This is a genomic window from Streptomyces sp. TBY4 (assembly GCF_024213195.1).
Taxonomy (GTDB): domain Bacteria; phylum Actinomycetota; class Actinomycetes; order Streptomycetales; family Streptomycetaceae; genus Streptomyces.
The window spans coordinates 1-13,311 of the sequence record NZ_JANAVF010000005.1 but is presented as its reverse complement, the minus strand read 5'-3'; the positions used below and the strand labels follow the sequence as shown (position 1 = coordinate 13,311).

Here is a 13,311-nt window from a genome sequence, read left to right as displayed (position 1 = left end):
GGCTCCGGTCGGCATGATCGAGGGGTTCACACCATCTTCTGCCAACGGGAGGCCGGAACCCACCGGATTTCGTAAAGCCCGGTCAAAAGGAGTAGAACGCCGGAGCTGCCGGGCCTAGGCCGCGCAGGACCCCCTAGCCGCGGAACGCCCCCGGGTGGATCTGGTCCCGGGTCGCGACGTACTGCTGGCGCACGCCCTGCCAGGCCGGGTACTCCTCGTCCGGCTCGAACAGCTGCGCCGCGGGCGCCGGCCACACCGGCGGGGTGTTCGAGGCCGGGCCGCCCTGCGCCAGGCCCAGCGCCCACGCGGCCTGCCGGGCCGCGCCCAGGGCCGCGTAGTCCGCCGGCGCCGGTACGAGGACCTGCGTGCCGAACAGCCCCGGCGCGAAGGCCTGTACGGCCGGCAGCTCGGCGGCGGCTCCGAGCAGGAACACCCGGCGGATCTCCACGCCGCGGGTGCGCAGCACGTCGAGCGCGTCCACCAGTCCGCACAGCATGCCCTCGAAGGCGGCCCGCGCGAGGTGCTCCGGCTTCATGGAGTCCCGGCGCAGCCCCGACAGGGTCCCGGCGGCGTGCGGCAGGTTGGGCGTCCGCTCACCCTCCAGGTACGGCAGGAGTACGAGTCCGTGCGCGCCCGGGGTCGACTTCAGCGCGAGCTCGCTCAGCCCCTCCAGATCGGTGCCCAGCAGTTCGGCGGTGCCGCGCAGGGCCCGTACGGCGTTCAGCGTGTTCACCACCGGCAGGTGCAGCCCGGTGGCGTCCGCGAGGGAGGTGATCAGCCCGCCCGGCTCCGACAGCGCCTCGTGGTGCACCGCCATCACCGATCCGGACGCGCCCAGCGAGACCACGGCGTCGCCCGGGCCCATGCCCAGTCCGAGCGCGGCCGCCATGGTCTCCCCGGTGCCGGCGGAGATCAGCAGCCCCTCGGGCGTGGTCCCGGCGGCTTCGGCCGGCCCGAGCACCTCGGGGAGCAGCGCCCGGTGCCCGAGCGCGAGCTCGACCAGGTCGGGGCGGTAGGCGCCGGCGGCCGCCGACCAGTAGCCGGTGCCGGAGGCGCCGCCCCGGTCGGTGGTCCGCCGCGCCGGGCGGCCCAGCAGCTGCCACACCAGCCAGTCGTGCGGGGACATCAGCACGGCCACCCGCCGGGCCGCCTCGGGCTCGGTACGGGCCAGCCAGGCGAGCTTCGCGACGGGCTGCGCCGCGTGGGGGACGGAGCCGACGGCCTCGGCCCAGGCCTGCCGTCCGCCGAGGGACTCGATCAGCTCGGCGGCGGCGGCCTGACCGCGCTTGTCGTTGCCGATCAGGGCGGGACGGACGAGGCCGCCCTGCGCGTCCAGCGGCAGCAGCCCGTGCTGCTGCGCGGAGACCCCGATGGCCTGCACCCCTTCGAGGAGCCCGCCGCCGGCGGCCTCGCCGAGCGAGAGCAGCCAGGCCTGCGGATCGGTCTCGTGCGGCACGGCTTCGCCGGTGGGCTGCGGATGAGGGGCGTACCCCTGGCGCAGCACGGCGCCCGTCTCGGTGTCACAGACGACGATGCGTGTGAACGTGGAAGAGCTGTCCAGCCCGGCGACTATCCCCATGCGGAGAATTCTGCCGCACGCGGGGGCGGACTCGACCGCCCCGGAGCGCGCGGGACCCGGGTGCAGGGCCCCGAGCGAGGCCCGGGGCGGCCCGCTCCGGGCCGTCCCGCTCCGGTCAGGTGTTGCTGGTGCCCCAGTCGTCCTCGCCCGCCGCGCCATTGCCGGCGACCCGCGCCCGCAGGCCCCGTACCCGCCCCGCGAGGGCGTCCGGCACCGCGTCGCCCACCTTGTCGCTCACGGCGGCGTATGCCTTGCCGGCGAACTCCCGACCCGTCTGACCAGCGCTCTCGGCGGCGTTTCGGACCGCGGGGTTCTGCGCGAACTGTCGCGCGGACTTCTTCAACTGTTCATACCGCTCGCGTCCGGCCCGGGTCCCGAGCACGTACCCGAGGGCCAGCCCGACCGCGAACGTGACCTTGTACCGCATGCCTGCCACCCTTCGTCGTGTGGTGCCCGGCCCGCTGGCGATACCGATTGGCGGAGCACCCCCCTGCTTGCGCTAATCTATGACTCGCAACGGGCGCTCGCCCCCCGGCCAAGGCCGGAGGTGGGCTGTTCGGTGCAACGCAGCAATCCCCTGTAGCTCAATTGGCAGAGCAGCCGACTGTTAATCGGCAGGTTACTGGTTCGAGTCCAGTCGGGGGAGCGCGGTCCCCTGTAGCTCAATTGGCAGAGCAGCCGACTGTTAATCGGCAGGTTACTGGTTCGAGTCCAGTCGGGGGAGCAAGAAGGAACGAGGACCCCAGGTGGGTCCTTTTTCTTTTTTCTGCCCTCCGCACGCAACCGGACAGCGCCCGGCGCGGTCTCTCTGGGCAGGCGAAGCCGATCATGCGAGGCATCCGAGGCAGGAGATCGTATGAGCGGCTATGCTGCGGCAGACGGCGCGCACACATGTACGCGCCACGCCGTGAAGGGGCGGTAGCTCAGCCGGTTAGAGCAGCGGACTCATAATCCGTCGGCCGTGGGTTCGAGTCCCACCCGCCCCACTGCGAGCCGCAGGTGCAGAAACGATCGCACCTGCGGCTTTGGCGTTTCTTCGGGTGGGTGGGGTCGTCAGGGGGCCTCCGTTTCGTCTGCCAGGTGGCGGAGGACGTCCTTCAGGTCGCCCCGGCGGGCGAAGGCCGTGCGCTGGCGGTGGGCGCCCGAGCCGTCGCGGAGGAGGCCGGCCAGGGTCGTGGCGGCGTGGTCGAGGTCGCCGGAGGCGGCCAGTTCGGGGGCCACCAGGTCGAGCAGGGCCTCCGCGAGGTCCGCCGCCGGGAGTTCCACCCCCGTGTACGGGTCCAGGCCGAAGCCCTCCAGGCCGTCGTGGGCCGCCCGCCAGCGCGCGAGGCGCAGTACGTCCTCCCGTACGGGCGGGTCCGGACGCTGCTCGGCGATCTCGCGCAGGGCCGTCGCGACGAGGGCGCGGGCCAGTTCCGCCTGGAGGATGGCCGAGTCGATGTCCGGGGACATGTCGGGGGCCCGCAGTTCGAGCGTCGGCCAGTTCCCCGAGGGCCGGAGGTCCCAGTAGACCATCTTGGTGTCGAGGGCCGCCCCGGAGCCGAGCAGGGTCTGCACGGAGCGCCGGAAGTGGGCCGTCGAGGTGTGGTGCGGAGGCAGGCCGGCCGAGGGCCAGCCCGCCCAGGCCATCGCCCGCCAGCTGGCGTGGCCGGTGTCGCGGCCGCCCCAGAAGGGGGAGTTGGCCGCCAGGGCGATCAGCGTGGGCAGCCAGGGCCGGACCCGGTTGGAGACGGCCACCGCCGTGTCCACGTCGAGGGTGCCGATGTGGATGTGCCGGCCGCAGCTGACGAGGGTGTCGGTGAGCGCGCCGAAGCGCCGGGCCTGCTCGCGCTGGCGCGGCTCGTCGTCGGTCAGGTGGAGCGGGCCCTCCACGGCCACCACCGGCGAGGGCGCGGCCAGCAGCCGGCAGCCGTGGGCCCGGGCGGCCCGCGCGAGGGTGCGGCGCAGGCCGGCGAGCTCGCTGCGCAGCGTCGCCGCCGAGTCGGCGACGGGGGTGGAGATCTCCACCTGGTAGCGGGTGCCTTCGGCGTGCAGTTCGTGGGGGAGTCCCGCGGCGGTGGACAGGACGAGCGGGGCGGCCGGGACCACCCGCAGGGTGCGGGCGTCGACGAGGAGGAACTCCTCCTCGACCCCCAGGGTGAGGGGGAAGACCGGATCGGCCGGAACGGCCGCGCGCGGCGCCTCCGTCTTCGTGGTGCCGGGGCTCTTGGTGCCGGTGCTCGTGGTGCTGGTGCCAGGTTCGATCACTGCGCCTCCCTGGACATACGAGTCTTTTCATCATGAGCTGAACTCCAGGCGAGGAGCGCACGTCTATTCGGTCAAATGTCCGGTGATAGTGGCGAGTTAGCGGCAAGGAATATGCGATTGCGGGGCCCCGGTTCCGGGTGGGGTGAATGGTGCGCGTGCGGGAAAGGGGAGTTACTCCGGGCGGGGGCCGAAGGGAGTTCGAAGGGGGGCGGCGAGTGGGGTTCGAGTCAGGTTCGAGTGGGATCCGAGCGGGCTCCGCCGGGTGGCGGCTTAACATCCGTTGTGACTCGTACGACCGCTCCGCCCCAGTCCACCCGCCCCCGACGCCGCATCGTGGCCGACCTCACCCCGCTCAGAACCTCCCCGGACTTCCGGCGGCTGTGGTGCGGCGGGATCATCTCCTGGCTGGGCCAGGCGATGACCGCCCTGGCCATCTCGCTCCAGGTCTACGAGATCACCGGTTCCAGCTTCTCGGTCGGACTCGTCGGGCTCTGCGCGCTCGTCCCGCTGGTCACCTTCGGGCTCTACGGCGGGGCCATCGCCGACACCGTCGACCGCCGCAAGCTCGGCCTCGTCAGCGCGCTCGGCCTGACCGCCCTGGCCTTCGCCCTCGCCGGCGCCGCGCTCCTGGACTACCACCGCGTCTGGCTGCTCTACTCCGTCGTCGCGCTCCAGTCCCTCTGCGGGGCCCTCAACGGCCCCGCCCGGTCCGCGATGATCCCGCGGCTGCTGCCCGCGGAGCAGCTGCCCGCCGCCAATGCGCTGAACTCCGTGCTCATGACCTTCGGGATGACCGCCGGCCCGGCGCTGGGCGGGGTCATCGTCGGCTGGTGGGGCTACCAGGCCGCGTACCTGATCGACGCCGTCACCTTCGGCGCCGCCCTCTACGCGGTGTGGCGGCTGCCGCCCATGAAGCCCGAGGGGGCGGCCGGGCGCACCGGGCGGGCCTCCGTCCTCGACGGCCTGCGCTTCCTGGGGACCCGGCCGAACGTCCGGATGACCTTCTTCTCCGACCTGGCCGCCATGGTGCTGGCCCAGCCGAAGGCGCTGTTCCCGGCCGTGGCCGTGGTCTGGTACGGCGGCGACGCCAGGACGGTCGGGCTGCTCGTCGCCGCTCCCGCCGTCGGGGCGCTGCTCGGGGGGCTGTTCTCCGGCTGGCAGGGGCGGATCCGGCGGCACGGGGTGGCGATCCTGCTCTCCGTCGCCGCGTGGGGGCTGGCCATCGCCGTCTTCGGGCTGACCCGCGACCTCTGGCTCGGGCTGCTCTTCCTGGCCCTGGCGGGGTGCGCCGACAGCATCTCGGGGGTGTTCCGCACCACCATGCTCCAGGCTGCGACCCCGGACGGGATGCGGGGCCGCCTGCAGGGAGTCTTCATCGTGGTCGTCGCCGGCGGGCCCCGCCTCGGGGACTTCCTCGCCGGGACCGCCGCCGAACTCACCTCCCCGACCGTCGCGATCACGGGAGGCGGGCTCGGCTGTGTACTCGTCGTGGCGCTGCTGGCCGCGCGGTGGCGGGGGTTCGCCCGCTACGACGCGCGCACGCCGCAGGCCTGAGAGGCGCGGGCGGGCGCCCGCCTCAGGCGTCCACCGGCTCCCGGGTGCGGTCGCCGCCCTGCTCGCCGGTGTTGGCGGTGCCGGAGGGCTCGAACAGGAGGATCGCCGTCTCCCCGTCGGCCTGCGGGCAGTGCTCCACCCCGCGCGGGACCACGTAGATCTCGCCGGGGTTCAGCACGACGTCCCCGGTGCGCAGACGGAGCGTCAGGGTGCCGCTGACGACGAGGAAGAGCTCGTCGGTGTCCTCGTGGGTGTGCCAGACGAACTCGCCCTGGATCTTCGCGATCTTGACCTCGTAGTCGTTGATCCGGGCGATCCGGCGCGGGGCCCACTGCTCGGTGAAACCGGCCAGTTTCTCCGCGATGTTCACCACGCGCCCCGTGCCCGCCGTGCCCGTGGGTTGACCGTTCTCGTACGTGCCCTCGTGTGTCGTCATGCGGGCAGACTGCCGGGGCGGGCGCCGACCGGTCTTGTACGTTCCTGACATGGCCGCATTACGTCCGCACAGCTCGGTCTCCGCCTGGCAGCCGCCGGTGCCGGGCATAGCCGAGGTGTTCCACGCCCGGTTCACCGATCACGCCTACCCCGCGCACGTCCACGACACGTGGACGCTGATGATCCTCGACGGCGGCCGCGTCGACTTCGGGCTCGACCGTGAACGGCACGGCGTGGGCGGCTCGGACACGGTGGCCCTGCTGCCGCCCGGGGTGGTGCACGACGGGCGGACCGTCACCGAGGCGGGCTTCCGCAAGCGCGTGCTGTACCTCGACGCGTCCGTGCTCCCGGAGTCGCTGACCGGGGCCGCCGTCGATGCGCCGCTGCTGCTCGACGCAGCCCTGCGGGACCGGGTACACGGACTGCACCGCGCGCTGGGAGCCGGGGAGTTGCCGGCCGGCGCGGTCGAGCGGCTGGAGGCGCAGTCGCGGCTCGCCTTCGTCCAGGAGCGGCTGCGCACGTGGCTGGAGGGGCGCCGGCACGTGGTCCCGTACGGGGCTCCGGGCCCGGATACGGCCGTACGACTGCGCGAGCTCCTCGATGCGCGGGTCCTCGGCGGGATCACCTTGGAGGAGGCTTCCGCGCTTCTGGGGCACGCCCATCCCACCCACCTGATCCGCAGCTTCCGGAAGGCGTTCGGGCTCCCTCCGCACGCCTACCTCACTGGGCTGCGGGTCGCGAGGGCGCGGCGGCTGCTGCTGGCGGGGATGCGGCCGGCCGAGGCGGCGGTGGCGGCGGGGTTCTACGACCAGGCGCACCTGGCACGGCACTTCGGGCGGCACGTGGGGATCAGTCCGGGGCGGTTCGCCCGATCCGGCCGGGTGTGAAGGGAAGTTGGCGGGTTCGTTGCCATCGCGTTGCCGGGGCTTCCGTTCTCTTTCGATTAGCCATATGACAGTTCGGAAGTCATTTCGTCTCGCCCCAGGAGGAAGGCCTTCATGCGCCTTCGTACGCTCGTCACCACCGCCGTGGCCACCGCCGCGCTCGCCGGAGCCCTCGTCCCGCAGGCCCAGGCCCGGGACCTCCCGGTGCCCGGGGGGCCGAAGGGGGAGCGTTCCTGCTCGCCGTACCTCTCGGTCGCCGGATACTCGGACTCCCTCGACAAGACCCTCCTCGACGGAAAGCTGGTCGGCGGGCTCTCCGGGCTCGCGGTGGACCGGGACGGCACGCTCGCCGCGATCTCCGACAAGTCGGCGCTGTACAAGCTGAACGTGGGCCGCGGTGACACCCCGACCGCGACGGCCGCCGCGCGGCTGCCGCTGACCGACGGCGCGGGGAAGGCCGTCGACTCCGAGGGGATCGTCGTCGACCGCGACGGTACGTACCTGGTGACGGACGAGACCGCCCCGGCGATCCGGCGCTACTCCCGCACCGGCGAGGTGCTGGGCTCGCTGCCCGTCCCGGACGGGTTCAAGCTCGCGCCCGAGGGCCGGGCCACCGTCAACCAGACCTTCGAATCCCTGACCCTGCTGCCCGGCGGGCACACCCTCGTCGCCGGAGTCGAGGGCGTGCTGGCCGGCGACGGGAAGGATGCGCAGGGGCGGACGCTCCAGCGGATCCAGACCTGGGAACGCCGGGGCCGGGGCGGCGAGTTCGTGCTGGGGCGGCAGTACGCGTACCCGGTGGACGCCGGACACGGGCTGGTGGAGCTCGCGCCGACGCGCGACGGCCGGCTGATCGTGCTGGAGCGCGGCTTCACGCAGCAGTTCAAGATCACGGTGCGGCTGTACGTCGCCGACCCCCTCGGCGCCACGGACACCTCGAAGGTGGCGGCGCTGGCCGAGGGGGAGGGGCTGCGGACCGCGCGCAAGACCCCGATCGGGGACCTCGACGGCTGCCCGACGCTGGGCGCGCCCTCCAGGCTGCCGCAGAACCACCCGCTGGTCGACAACGTCGAGGGCATGGTGGTGACAGATGACGACGGGCGCGGCGGCCACGGGCGGGTGCGGCTGCTGCTGGTCAGCGACGACAACGAGTTCCCGCAGCAGATCACCCGGCTGTACCGGGTGGACGTGAAGCTGCCTGCGCGGAGTTGGGGGCGCTAGCGGGGCCCCTCCTTCGCGGGGGAGACGATGCCGCGGGCGATGCCCAGGGCGACCAAGTCCTGGGGGCGGACGCGCAGCTGGTCCGCCGTCGCCGGGGCCGACTCCGCGGGGCGCTTGAGGATGGCCGCCGCCAGCTCGGGGGCGATCACCGAGAAGTAGCTGTCCGGCGTGACCCAGGTGTGGCCCGGCGCCGCAAGGGCCAGGGCGCCGCCGGAGCCGCCCTCGCCGATCAGGAGGGTGGTGACGGGGACCGCGGCGGAGGCGAGCGCCGCGAAGGCGTCGGCGATGGCGGCGCCCGCGCCCGCGTGCTCGGCGGCGGCGTCGTTGGCCGCGCCCGGGGTGTCCACGAGGGTGAGCACCGGGATGCCGAGCCGGTCCGCGAGCCGGATGACGCGGGCCGCCGTACGGTACCCGGCCGGGCGGGTGGCGGTGCCGCACTGGGCGGCGTAGGCCACGGCCCGGCCCTCGCGGAGCCCGAACCCGCACAGCATCCCGGGGTCGGTGCCGCCCGCCCGGTCGCCGGAGAGGTGGAGTCGGAGCTCGAAGTAGGAGTCCAGGTACTGCTCCGCGCGCGGCCGGCCGGGGTGACGGGCCTGCAGGACGGCGTCCCATCCCGTGGGCGGCAGCGCTACGTCGGCCAGCGCGGCCGGGGGTTCCACGGGATCGGCGGAGCGGGGCGCGGCGAGCACCCGGAGCCAGGCCGCCAGGGTGGTGGGCAGCTGCGCGGCGGGGACGAGGGCGTCCACGTGCCCGGCGGCGTACTGCCCCTCGGCGGTGTAGGCGGCCGGATCCGCGTCCGGCGGGCGCACCCGGGACCCGGCGAACCCGACCTGCGCCCCCGGCAGCGCGAGGATCACGTCGGCCCCCGCTCCGAGGGTGGCCCAGCCGCCGCCGGTGGTGGGGTCGCGCAGGACGGCGATCTGCGGGAGGCCGGCGGCGCGGGTGAGGGCGGACTGACGGGCCACGCGCTGCAGTTGGGTCAGCGCGAGCATGCCCTCCTGCATGCGGGAGCCGCCGGTGGCGATGAGGGAGACCAGGGGGAGGCGGTGGGTGCGGGCGTGGGTGTAGGCCGCCTCCAGGCGGTCGCCGGTGCGGTGGCCGAGGGACCCGCCGAGGAAGCCGAACTCGAAGGAGATCACGGTGGCTTCGTGGCCGCCGATGCGGGCGGTGCCGGTGACGACGGACTCGGCCTCGCCGGTCCGCTGCGCGGCGCGGGCGCGGGAGTCGTCGTAGCCGGCCCAGCCGAGGGGGCCGTCGGGGGCGGAGTCCCCGGGCGGGGTGGGGAGTTCGGTGAAGGTGCCGGGGTCGGTGGCGGAGGCGATGGCGGCGCGGGCCGAGGGGCGGGTCGTCACGCCGACACCCTACGGGGAGGGGGCTGCGGGGGCTCGCGCGGTGCGGGTGGCTGGGCCCTGCGGTTCGAAGTCCCCTACCCGCCCTTCCACCGTTCCCCGGGCGCTGCCCGGACCCCGGTCCTCAAACGCCGGACGGGCTGGGAGGGGGTACCGGGCTGCGCCTGGACCCCCTGGGGCTCCGCCCGGGGGTGCGGGGGCCGGCCCCCGGAACGGCGCCGCACCCGCCCCCCGGGGTCAAAGGGGGGCTTCCCAGGTCAGGGTGGTGCCCCTGGTGCCTGATTCTGTGCGGCCGTCGTCGGAGACGGTGAGGCGGACGCGGGAGGGGACGGCGTCGACCTCGACGTCGATGGAGGTGACCTCCGCGCGGCGGTGCGCCGCGGCCAGCGCCCCGCGCAGGGCGGAGAGGAGGTCGCCCGCGACGGGCTCCGAGAGCAGCGCGTCCACCGTCCCGGCGAAGTGCACCGACGGCTGGAAGCCGAGCAGGACCGCCGCGCCGCCCGTCTCGCGCAGGACCCGCCCCCGGAAGGTGGTCGGGGCGTCCGTCGGCGGCTGCTGGAGGGAGAAGATGGCCGTGCGGACCTCCTGGATGGTGGAGTCGAGCTCGTCCACCGCCCGGCTCAGTTCCTCGCCGACCGTGTCCCCGGAGGGCGCCTTGGAGGAGCGCCGCCGGGTGCTCTCCAGCATCATCTCCGTCGCGAACAGCCGCTGGACGACCAGGTCGTGGAGGTCGCGGGCGATCCGGTCCCGGTCCTCGTAGACGGCCAGCTGCTCGCGGTCGTGCTGCGCGTCCGCCAGGACCAGGGCCAGTGCCGCCTGGGAGGCGAACTGCGAGGCCAGGAGCCGGTCGACCGCGTCGTAGGCCGGGCCGCCGCGGACGCGGGGCAGGGCGAGGGTTCCGATGAGCTGGCCGCCGCTCTGGAGGGGCAGCATCATGCTGGGTCCGAAGCGCTCCCGTACGTGGGTGGTCATCCGGGGGTCGGTCGCCGAGTCCTCTATGAAGACCGGCTCGCCGCCCAGGAGTTGTTCCAGGACCGCCGAGCCCGGGGCGATGGCGGTGCCCACCAGGTCGCCGGGGTCCCCGTGCGTGGAGGCGGCCACGATCTCCATGCCGCCCTCGGGGGTCGGCTGGAGGACGACCCCGGCCGCGGCGTCTGCCAGCAGCCGGGCCCGTTCGGCCACGCACATCAGGGCGTCGGCGGCCGGCCGGCCCGCCAGCAGGGTGGTGGTCACGGCGGCGGCGCCCTCGATCCAGCGCTCCCGGCGGCGCGCGGTCTCGTACAGCCGGGCGTTGCCGATCGCTATCCCCGCCTGTGAGGCGAGGACGCGCAGCAGGGCGAGGTCCTCGTCCGTGAAGGGGCCGCCGCCCTGCTTGTCGGTGAGGTAGAGGTTGCCGAAGACCTCGGTGTGGACCCGGATCGCGACCCCGAGGAACCCCTTCATCGGGGGGTGCCCCGGCGGGAAGCCCGCGGCGCGGGGGTCCTCGTTCAGGTCCTCGAGGACGAGCGGGCGCGGATCGGCGATCAGGGCGCCGAGCAGGCCGGAGCGGCCGTCCGGCAGGTGGGGGATCGCGGCCTTCTCGTCCTCGGTCAGGCCGGAGGTGAACAGCCCGGTCAGCCGGACGCGCTCGGGGTCGACGACCCCGAGCGCTCCGTACCGTGCCCCGCACAGATCCGTCGCCGAATCGACGATGTGCTGGAGGGTGGTCCGCAGTTCCAGTTCGGAGCCGACGTTGAGGACCGCCTCCAGGAGGACGGGCAGGCTGGCGACCTGGCGGGCGGTGATGCCCTGCCCGTCTCCGGGAGCCGGTGGGGGCGACTCGGCGTGCGTCATTCGGCCAGGGGGTTCAGAACCATGGGGGCGATCTTCCCTTCGAGCATCATGCCGAGGCCCAGTACCGCGCATACGTCAGGCCGTTCGGCGATGGCCACGGGCATCCCGGTGGCGTCGCGGAGCATCTGGTCCAGGCCCGGCAGCAAGGCGCTGCCACCCACCATCATGATCCCTCGGTCGGTCAGGTCGGCCACCAGGTCCGGCGGGCAGTCGCGCAGCACCTTGCCGATGCCGTCGAGCACAGCGGTCAGCGGGGTGTGGATGGCGTCCCGGACGGCGGCGGTGTCCACGTGGACGGAGCGGGCGAGGCCGGTGGCCACGTCGCGGCCGTGGATGAGGGTGGAGGCCGGGCCGTCCGCGGTGATGCCGTTGCCGTGCAGGGCCAGTTGGAGCGGGCGGACGGCCTGGCTGGGCAGCATCAGCTCGTGCGCGTGGCGCAGGTGCTGGACGACGGCGTGGTCGATGGCCTCGCCGCCCACCGGGATCCGCTGCGCGGTGACGATCGAGCCGAGGGAGAGGACGGCGACCTGTGTGGCGGCCGCCCCGCACACCATGATCATCGTCGCGGTCGGCTGCTCCACGGGCAGTCCGCAGCCGACGGCCGCCGCGATCAGGGTGTCGACGAGTTCGACGCGCCGGGCTCCGAGTCCGACCATCGTCTCCACCGCCGCCCGCTGGGCGAGCGGGTCGGCGTCGTGCGGGGTGCAGGCGGCGGCCCGCAGCCGGGGCTTGCGGCGCAGGGCGCGCCGCAGCTTCTCGCCGAGGAGGTGGCGCAGCATGCGCTGGGCCATCTCGATGTCGACGACGGTGCCGCCGGAGACGGGGCGGACGACGCGGATGTAGTCGGGCGTGCGGCCGGTCATCCGTTCGGCGAAGGTGCCGACGGCGATGAGCGCACCGGTCCGCGTGTTCACGGCGGCGACGCTGGGCTCGTCCACGACCAGGCCGAGGCCCTTGACGTAGACGCGGGTCCTGGCCGCTCCGAGGTCGACGGCCACGTGGCAGCGGCGCAACTGCTCAAGACTGACGGTCACGGCAGATCCTCCCGAGAGCGCTGACGCAAGAAGACCGGCGGGTGCCGGTCACACTTCGTATCTTCTCGGGTGAATTACCCGTATTGCCCGATTTGATGCTCCGGGTGGGGGGTGTCCTGAGATACGGAAGGGTCACGAGGGGTGCCGGTGAGTGCTGCACGGGGGTGGAATTCTGCGACGCCAGGCGCGACCATGCCCGCACCGATCGTGCTACTCGTGCGTAACAAGGTAAAGGGGACTCGATGCTGACGGTCCGCCAGCGACTGCTTGCCCTGCTGACGCTCTGCCTGACCCTGCTCGCGGCGCCCGCGCTCCCGGCCCAGGCCCAGGCCCCGGCTTCCGGCGCTGCCTCCGGCGCGTCGTCCGCCAAGGCGCTCGTGCGGGATCCGGTGGTCTTCGTCCACGGCTACAACGCCGACCCGGGCGTCTGGGGCTCCCTGCGCGAGGACCTGCGCGCCGACGGCTACGCCGACTCCGAGCTCTTCTCCTTCGGCTACGACACCCACCAGTCGGTCAACGAGGTCCTCTCCGGACGGCTCGCCGCCTACGTGGCCGAGGTCCGCCGGCAGACCGGCGCCGCCCGGGTGGACCTCGTCGCGCACTCCTTCGGCTCGCTGGTCACCCGCTGGTACGTGAAGTTCGGCGGCGGCGGCCCGTACGTCGACCAGTGGGTCTCCCTCGCCGGCCCCAACCGCGGCACCTCCACCGCCTGGGCCTGCGCCCTGTGGGACCAGGCCTGCCGCGACATGACCCCGGGCTCCTACGTGGTGAAGAACCTGAACTCCGGCGACGAGACCCCCGGCGCGGTGCGGTACGCCACCTTCTGGTCGAACTGCGACGAGGTCATCAACCCCGACGACAGCGTGCCGCTCACCGGGGCGGTGAACACCCCCGTCGGCTGTCTCAAGCACAACGACCTGCTCGGGGACGATCCCACCTCGGCGGGCGTACGGGCCTTCCTGCGCTCCTAGGGGGTGTCCGCAAAGTCCCGCCTGCCCCGCGGCGCCTGGCACGCGCTCTCGGCGCACCGGGCGAAATCCCGAGTACGTCCAGTACGCGGGCTTCCGCCCGGCACACCGAGAGCACGCGCCAGACGCCGCGGGGCCGCCCTGCGGGCGGCCGGCGGGACGTTGCGGACACCCCCTAGCGGTACAGGGACACCGGGCGTGCGGAGC

At 73.8% G+C, this 13,311-nt stretch carries 11 protein-coding genes and 3 tRNA genes; 7 read left to right on the top strand and 7 right to left on the bottom strand.

The features are described from left to right. Positions 1 to 133 precede the first annotated feature (133 nt). Positions 134 to 1,579: an FGGY family carbohydrate kinase gene (locus NLX94_RS13445; RefSeq protein WP_254382939.1), complete on the bottom strand. Its 1,446-nt coding sequence runs from the start codon at positions 1,577 to 1,579 to the stop codon at positions 134 to 136. Positions 1,580 to 1,694: 115 nt separating this feature from the next. Continuing rightward, on the bottom strand, positions 1,695 to 2,006 hold the full coding sequence (locus NLX94_RS13440) for a YtxH domain-containing protein (protein WP_254382938.1): 312 nt from the start codon (positions 2,004 to 2,006) through the stop codon (positions 1,695 to 1,697). A 146-nt stretch (positions 2,007 to 2,152) separates the two neighbouring features. Here NLX94_RS13440 and NLX94_RS13435 point away from each other — a divergent pair. From NLX94_RS13435 to NLX94_RS13425, 3 genes are all read left to right on the top strand, one after another. Then, positions 2,153 to 2,225, top strand: a tRNA-Asn gene (locus tag NLX94_RS13435). A gap of 5 nt (positions 2,226 to 2,230) precedes the next feature. After that, positions 2,231 to 2,303 (top strand) — tRNA-Asn (locus tag NLX94_RS13430). 188 nt (positions 2,304 to 2,491) lie between these two features. Beyond that, positions 2,492 to 2,565: transfer RNA gene (locus tag NLX94_RS13425), tRNA-Ile, on the top strand. A gap of 67 nt (positions 2,566 to 2,632) precedes the next feature. Here the strand turns inward: NLX94_RS13425 and NLX94_RS13420 are convergent. Then, a complete protein-coding gene (locus tag NLX94_RS13420) occupies positions 2,633 to 3,826 on the bottom strand; it encodes a glutamate--cysteine ligase (RefSeq protein WP_254382937.1) in 1,194 nt (397 codons plus the stop codon). A gap of 282 nt (positions 3,827 to 4,108) precedes the next feature. Here NLX94_RS13420 and NLX94_RS13415 point away from each other — a divergent pair, with 282 nt between their 5' ends. Next, positions 4,109 to 5,380, top strand: coding sequence for an MFS transporter (locus NLX94_RS13415; protein ID WP_254382936.1), 1,272 nt, complete (start codon positions 4,109 to 4,111; stop codon positions 5,378 to 5,380). A gap of 22 nt (positions 5,381 to 5,402) precedes the next feature. Here the strand turns inward: NLX94_RS13415 and NLX94_RS13410 are convergent, their stop codons facing one another. Continuing rightward, positions 5,403 to 5,816 carry a cupin domain-containing protein gene (locus NLX94_RS13410; protein WP_254382935.1) on the bottom strand — a complete coding sequence of 138 codons (414 nt, stop codon included), beginning with the start codon at positions 5,814 to 5,816 and terminating at the stop codon, positions 5,403 to 5,405. A gap of 49 nt (positions 5,817 to 5,865) precedes the next feature. On the opposite strand from NLX94_RS13410, the gene NLX94_RS13405 reads away from it, so the two are divergent. Both NLX94_RS13405 and NLX94_RS13400 read left to right on the top strand, forming a co-directional pair. Beyond that, positions 5,866 to 6,702 (top strand): AraC family transcriptional regulator, encoded by an 837-nt coding sequence (locus NLX94_RS13405; protein WP_254382934.1) that lies wholly within the window; start codon positions 5,866 to 5,868, stop codon positions 6,700 to 6,702. A 111-nt stretch (positions 6,703 to 6,813) separates the two neighbouring features. Continuing rightward, complete coding sequence (locus tag NLX94_RS13400; protein WP_254382933.1) at positions 6,814 to 7,920, top strand: esterase-like activity of phytase family protein; 1,107 nt, start codon at positions 6,814 to 6,816, stop codon at positions 7,918 to 7,920. On the opposite strand, the gene NLX94_RS13395 is transcribed toward NLX94_RS13400, so the two are convergent. From NLX94_RS13395 to NLX94_RS13385, 3 genes are all read right to left on the bottom strand, one after another. Further along, complete coding sequence (locus NLX94_RS13395; protein ID WP_254382932.1) at positions 7,917 to 9,272, bottom strand: carboxyl transferase domain-containing protein; 1,356 nt, start codon at positions 9,270 to 9,272, stop codon at positions 7,917 to 7,919. The genes NLX94_RS13400 and NLX94_RS13395 overlap by 4 nt on opposite strands. Before the next feature lie 234 nt (positions 9,273 to 9,506). After that, the gene (locus NLX94_RS13390) at positions 9,507 to 11,102 is read right to left on the bottom strand and encodes a GAF domain-containing protein (RefSeq protein ID WP_254382931.1); all 1,596 of its coding nucleotides are present in this window, start codon (positions 11,100 to 11,102) and stop codon (positions 9,507 to 9,509) included. After that, on the bottom strand, positions 11,099 to 12,136 hold the full coding sequence (locus NLX94_RS13385; protein WP_254382930.1) for a rod shape-determining protein: 1,038 nt from the start codon (positions 12,134 to 12,136) through the stop codon (positions 11,099 to 11,101). Before NLX94_RS13385 ends, NLX94_RS13390 begins: the two co-directional genes overlap by 4 nt. Before the next feature lie 242 nt (positions 12,137 to 12,378). Here NLX94_RS13385 and NLX94_RS13380 point away from each other — a divergent pair, with 242 nt between their 5' ends. Further along, positions 12,379 to 13,107: a triacylglycerol lipase gene (locus NLX94_RS13380; protein WP_254382929.1), complete on the top strand. Its 729-nt coding sequence runs from the start codon at positions 12,379 to 12,381 to the stop codon at positions 13,105 to 13,107. Positions 13,108 to 13,311: the final 204 nt, after the last annotated feature.

Bases quoted from the DNA above. Each gene is read 5' to 3' on its own strand.
- NLX94_RS13445 (WP_254382939.1), bottom strand. From the start codon at position 1,579: ATGGGGATAGTCGCCGGGCTGGACAGCTCTTCCACGTTCACACGCATC.
- NLX94_RS13440 (WP_254382938.1), bottom strand. From the start codon at position 2,006: ATGCGGTACAAGGTCACGTTCGCGGTCGGGCTGGCCCTCGGGTACGTG.
- NLX94_RS13410 (WP_254382935.1), bottom strand. From the start codon at position 5,816: ATGACGACACACGAGGGCACGTACGAGAACGGTCAACCCACGGGCACG.
- NLX94_RS13405 (WP_254382934.1), top strand. From the start codon at position 5,866: ATGGCCGCATTACGTCCGCACAGCTCGGTCTCCGCCTGGCAGCCGCCG.
- NLX94_RS13400 (WP_254382933.1), top strand. From the start codon at position 6,814: ATGCGCCTTCGTACGCTCGTCACCACCGCCGTGGCCACCGCCGCGCTC.
- NLX94_RS13390 (WP_254382931.1), bottom strand. From the start codon at position 11,102: ATGACGCACGCCGAGTCGCCCCCACCGGCTCCCGGAGACGGGCAGGGC.
- NLX94_RS13380 (WP_254382929.1), top strand. From the start codon at position 12,379: ATGCTGACGGTCCGCCAGCGACTGCTTGCCCTGCTGACGCTCTGCCTG.